Origin of the sequence: Streptomyces sp. ADMS (assembly GCF_033441795.1) — a bacterium.
Classification (GTDB): domain Bacteria; phylum Actinomycetota; class Actinomycetes; order Streptomycetales; family Streptomycetaceae; genus Streptomyces.
Genome location: NZ_JAVFVX010000218.1, coordinates 1 through 5,405 on the forward strand (window position 1 = coordinate 1; position 5,405 = coordinate 5,405).

At 68.5% G+C, this 5,405-nt stretch carries 5 protein-coding genes; all 5 read left to right on the forward strand.

Features of this window, described 5'->3' with window-relative positions; translation table 11 throughout:
* On the forward strand, nt 1-368 hold a 368-nt coding region (locus RB628_RS39280; protein ID WP_318325442.1), incomplete at its 5' end, for a GTP-binding protein.
* Between the two features lie 378 nt (nt 369-746).
* Nucleotides 747-4,058: a nitrate- and nitrite sensing domain-containing protein gene (locus RB628_RS39285; RefSeq protein WP_318325443.1), complete on the forward strand. Its 3,312-nt coding sequence runs from the start codon at nt 747-749 to the stop codon at nt 4,056-4,058.
* Between the two features lie 10 nt (nt 4,059-4,068).
* Entirely contained in the window at nt 4,069-4,482 is a 414-nt protein-coding gene (locus tag RB628_RS39290; RefSeq protein ID WP_318325446.1) for a roadblock/LC7 domain-containing protein, read from the forward strand.
* A gap of 93 nt (nt 4,483-4,575) precedes the next feature.
* Nucleotides 4,576-5,163 carry a DUF742 domain-containing protein gene (locus RB628_RS39295; protein ID WP_318325444.1) on the forward strand — a complete coding sequence of 196 codons (588 nt, stop codon included), beginning with the start codon at nt 4,576-4,578 and terminating at the stop codon, nt 5,161-5,163.
* On the forward strand, nt 5,144-5,405 hold a 262-nt coding region (locus tag RB628_RS39300; RefSeq protein ID WP_318325445.1), incomplete at its 3' end, for an ATP/GTP-binding protein. The genes RB628_RS39295 and RB628_RS39300, both read left to right, overlap by 20 nt.

Genomic DNA, 5,405 nt, shown 5'->3' on the forward strand with positions numbered 1-5,405 from the left:
ACTTCGGCCGTATCACCCTGGACCAGGACCTGATCCTGTACCTCTTCGGTACGCCGGGCCAGGACCGTTTCTGGTTCATGTGGGACGACCTGGTGCGCGGCGCGATCGGCGCCGTGGTCCTGGTCGACACCCGCCGCCTCGCGGACTGTTTTCCCGCGGTCGACTACTTCGAGAACAGCGGCCTGCCGTTCGTCATCGCCCTCAACGGCTTCGACGGGCACCAGCCGTACAACCCCGAAGAGGTGCGCGAAGCGCTCCAGATCGGTCCGGACGCCCCGATCATCACGACGGACGCCCGGCACCGCTCGGATGCGAAGAGTGCGCTGATCACGCTGGTCGAGCACGCGCTCATGGCCCGCCTGCGGTAGCCAAGGCAACAATGCCGTACGGCGGTTGTCGTAGATACACCGGAGCCGACTGTGGCCTTTGACACGGTCGGCCCCGGTGTTCATAACGTTTCGACAGAGATATCTGGTGGTATGGCCACGCGTCGCGGTCACGTGGTCTCACTGCGCTCACATAGGCCCCGCCTTTTGGCGGGGCTCGTTCTTTATGACCGTTTTACGTGGGGCTTACATCACTATGGATCTTCCCATTCCGGTGTTTGGAAGAGCGAAGGCTGACGTGCTGGAATGCCTGAACTGCCTAATAGTCAAAGACGTGGACCTGCAGAGGGTCTTTGACTTACCGGCTCTGAGAGAATGCGGCACAACGTTGGTGCCTTCCGCCGAGAGGTTGTTGGTCGAGTGAGGCGAAGCAAGAACGGTCCCGAGCCGTCGGCACGGGGCAACTTCACCCCGCCGCCGCGCGGAGCGGCGCCCGCCCCTGTGCCCGGCTCGGAGCCGACGGCGCCACCCGCTCCGAGCGGCGGCCGTTTCTCCCCGCGCAACTGGCGCGTGCCGACCAGGCTGAACGCGATCCTGCTGATACCCGTGATGGTCGGCCTCGTCATGGGCGGCTTCCAGGTGAAGAGCTCGATCGACACCTGGCAGGAGGCCGAGGACGCGGAGAAGACCGCGCGCCTCGTGCAGGCCGCCCTGGTGTACGGCGACGCCCTCTTCCAGGAGCGCGACATCACCGCGGCCCCCCTGCTCCAGGGCAAGGGCGAGGAGGACGAGACGGTCGTCAAGGCCCGCGCGGCCACCGACAAAGCCGCCGACGCCTTCGACGCCGCCGCCCTGAACATCCCGGACAAGCCCGGCGTCCAACGCCGCCTGAAGCTGTTCCGTGAGGCCGAGCCCCAGCTGGAGACGATCCGCGCGGCCGCGTACACCTCCGAGCTCACCGGTGTGCAGTCCGAGGAGAGCTACACCGCCGTCACACACACGCTGATGGAGTTCTCCAACGAGCTGGGCCTGGGCACAGGCAACATCACCGCGTACGGCCGGACGGTCTACGCCCTCTCGCTGACCAAGGCCGCGCTGTCGCTGGAGCGTTCCATCGGCATGCACCTGCTGATCAAGCCCGGCCCCGGCGAGGGCAGCTTCCAGAGCCAGCGCATCGCTCTCGCCTCGTACGCGTACCTCGAGCGGATCGCCATCGAGGAGTACATCGCGGGCGGTACCGCCGAGGACGCCAAGAAGCTGGAGGACGCGACCGCCGAGGTCACGGCCCAGGGCAAGGAGATGGCCGAGCAGGCCGCGCAGACCGCCGCGGCAAACGGCGAGACCTATGTCGCGCCGCCGGCCGATCCGACCCGGATGATCTCGTCCCTCGCCGCGCTCTCCACGACCGACGCCGCTGCTCGCGCCGAGCTCGCCGCGAGCGGCATCACGCCCCAGAACTGGTGGGCGGTCAACACGCTGAAGTACAACGCGTACCTCAAGCTGGAGTCGGATCTCACCAAGACCGCGGTGAACGAGGCGTCCAGCATTTCCGACGACGCCAAGCGCGACGCGTTCATCGTGGGTGCGGCCGTCGTGGTCGCCCTGCTCCTCGCCTTCATCCTGGCCGGCGCGGTGGCCCGCCAGATGAGCCGCTCGATGCGCCAGCTGCGCAACGCCGCCTTCGGCATCGCCGAGCAGCGTCTGCCGATGCTGGTCGACCAGCTCTCGCGCACCGACCCCGGACGCGTCGACACCCGGGTCGCCGCCATCCCCATCAACACCACCGACGAGATCGGCGAGGTCGCCCGCGCCTTCGACCAGGTCCACCGCGAGGCGGTCCGGCTGGCCGCCGAGCAGGCCATGCTCCGGGGCAACATCAACGCGATCTTCACCAACCTGTCGCGCCGAAACCAGTCCCTGATCGAGGGCCAGCTGACCCTGATCACCGAGCTGGAGAACAACGAGGCCGACCCGGACCAGCTGGAGAGCCTCTTCCGCCTGGACCACCTCGCGACCCGTATGCGCCGCAACGGCGAGAACCTCCTCGTCCTCGCCGGCGAGGAGCCCGGCCGCCGCTGGGACCAGCCGGTCCCGCTGGTCGACGTCCTGCGCGCCGCCTCCTCCGAGGTGGAGCAGTACGAGCGCATCGAGCTGTCGGGCGTACCTGAGGCCGAGATCCACGGCCGCGCGGTCACCGACCTCGTGCACCTGCTCGCCGAGCTGCTGGAGAACGCGACGACGTTCTCGTCCCCGCAGACGAAGGTCCGGGTGACGGCGACCCGTCTCCCCGACGGCCGCATCATGGTCGAGATCCACGACAAGGGCATCGGCCTCACCGCCGAGGACTTCGCGGACATCAACCACAAGCTGGCCAACCCGCCGACCGTCGACGCCGCGATCTCCCAGCGCATGGGCCTGTTCGTGGTCGGCCGGCTGTCCGACCGGCACGGCATCCGTGTCCAGCTCCGCCCCTCGGGCGAGCAGGCCGGAACGACCTCGCTGGTGATGCTCCCGGACGCCATCACCCACGGTGGCGGCGGTGAGCAGCAGATGCAGCGCGACGAGTTCACCGTCTCGCAGATCATCCCGGACCAGCAGCAGTACATCGGCGAGAACTTCCAGTCCGCCCAGCAGCAGCCGATGCGTACGGCCGCCGAGCTCGGCTTCGACGACAGCCGCTACACCGAGGTCCCGGACGACATCCGCGAGCTGGACCCGGTCGGCCGCTCCCTGATGCGTGAGGAGCGCCGCGCGCAGCTGGAGGCCCAGTCCCACCCCGAGCCGGGCAGCCCGGAGGCCCTCGACGCCCCCGCGTACGGCGACGACTTCACCGCCCCGCAGAACGGTCAGACCCCGAACCCGGAGCAGTCCTTCACGGGGTACGACCAGCAGACGGCGTACGAGGAGCAGCAGCAGCAGCCGTACGAGGAGCCGTACTTCAACGGGAGCGACGGCTTCCCGCAGACGGACGACTTCCCGGCGACCGGCAGCGAGTACCCGTCGACGAACGGCGGCTACCCTTCCCCGAACGGCAACGGCGGCTACCCGGAGCCCGCGTACACCGAGCCGGCCCAGGAAGAGCCCGCCCCGGCCCACGCCTCCGCCCCGGAGTCCTTCTCGGCCTTCGAGGAGCGGCGCTACCAGGATGACTGGCCGCAGCCGGACGGTTACCAGAACGGGCACCGCTCCGAGTACGCTCCGGAAACGGAATCTGCGCAGGCCGCTGACGTGAGTGAGCGGAACCACGTAGGCTTCGAACGACCGGGACCGGCCCCCTCCGCTCCCCACGCGCTGACCGATGCCGGGCTCCCCCGCCGCGGATCCACCGCGAGCGGCACCAGCAACGGCACTGCCCGGCAGCCTGTGGACCAGGAGACACCGGCCCCGGCCCCGGCGGAGCAGAACGGCAACGGAACCGGTCCCGACGACTGGCGCTCGGCCAACGACGAGCGCTGGCAGCAGGCCTCACAGCTCCGCAAGCCCAAGGCGGGCGGGGTAACCTCCTCCGGTCTGCCGCGCCGGGTGCCGAAGGCCAACCTGATCGAGGGTGCCGCGGAAGCGACTCCCCAGGGAGGCCCGTCGGTCTCCCGCGCCCCCGAGGACATCCGGGGCAGGTTGAGCAACCTGCGCCAGGGCGTCCAGCGGGGACGCATCGCAGGTAGTGACACGAACGGCCAGGCCACCAGGAATCACCACGGTGGGCCTGACAGCACCTACAACCAGGAGCGTTAGTGTGAGCCCGATGAGCCAGGCGGCGCAGAACCTCAACTGGTTGATCACCAATTTCGTGGACAACACCCCCGGGGTGTCGCACACGGTGGTGGTCTCCGCCGACGGACTCCTTCTGGCGATGTCCGAAGGCTTTCCGCGAGACCGTGCGGACCAGCTCGCCGCTGTCGCCTCCGGTCTGACCTCTCTCACCGCGGGTGCCTCGCGCATCTTCGAAGGCGGGAGTGTGAACCAGACGGTCGTGGAGATGGAGCGGGGATTCCTGTTCCTCATGTCCGTTTCCGACGGTTCCTCGCTCGCGGTGCTTGCACATCCGGAGGCCGACATCGGTCTCATCGGGTACGAGATGGCGCTTCTGGTCGACCGTGCCGGTACGGTCCTGACACCCGATCTGCGTGCGGAGCTCCAGGGGAGCCTTCTCAACTAGCAGTCAGACGGTGCGTTTTGGCGTCCCGGGACGATAGGTTTCGGACGCGGCTCCACAGTGATGCGGTGCCCGGCACAGTCGGAGGAGGAGAAAGTGGCAACACCCCCAGGCGGTTCGTCCTCGGGCAACTGGTCCTACGGCCCTGGCCAGGGTCAGGGCCAGGGTGACCAGAACCGGTACAACTTTCCCTCCGCACCGAGCCACCGCCGGCAGCAGCCGTACGCACCCCAGAACCCCCAGGGTCCCGGGCCGTCACCGTACGACCAGCCGCCGGCCCCGCGTATCCAGCCCGTACAGCCGCAGCGCCGCTCTTCGGAGCCGTCGCCGGCCGGCGGGTCGAGCAACCCCCTGGTGCGCCCGTACGCCATGACCGGCGGCCGGACGCGCCCGCGTTACCAGCTCGCCATCGAGGCGCTGGTGCACACCACTGCGCAGCCGCACCAGATGCAGGGCCAGTTGCCCGAGCATCAGCGGATTTGCAACCTCTGCCGAGAGATCAAGTCGGTGGCCGAGATCTCGGCGTTGCTGACCATCCCTCTCGGTGTGGCCAGGATCCTCGTCGCCGACTTGGCGGAGGCAGGCCTGGTCGCCATTCATCAGCCCGGCGGCGACGAGAGCGCCGGCGGCCAGCCAGACGTGACTTTGCTCGAAAGGGTGCTCAGTGGACTTCGCAAGCTCTAGCGGAGGGCCTTCCCGCTCCACCACGTCCGCGAAAATCGTGGTGGCGGGCGGCTTCGGCGTGGGCAAGACCACGTTCGTCGGGGCCGTCTCGGAGATCAATCCGCTGCGTACCGAGGCCGTGATGACGTCCGCGTCCGCGGGCATCGACGACCTGACGCACACCGGGGACAAGACGACGACGACCGTCGCCATGGACTTCGGCCGTATCACCCTGGACCAGGACCTGATCCTGTACCTCTTCG

Coding starts and splice junctions, on each gene's coding strand:
- RB628_RS39290 (WP_318325446.1), top strand. CDS start 4,069: ATGAGCCAGGCGGCGCAGAACCTCAACTGGTTGATCACCAATTTCGTG.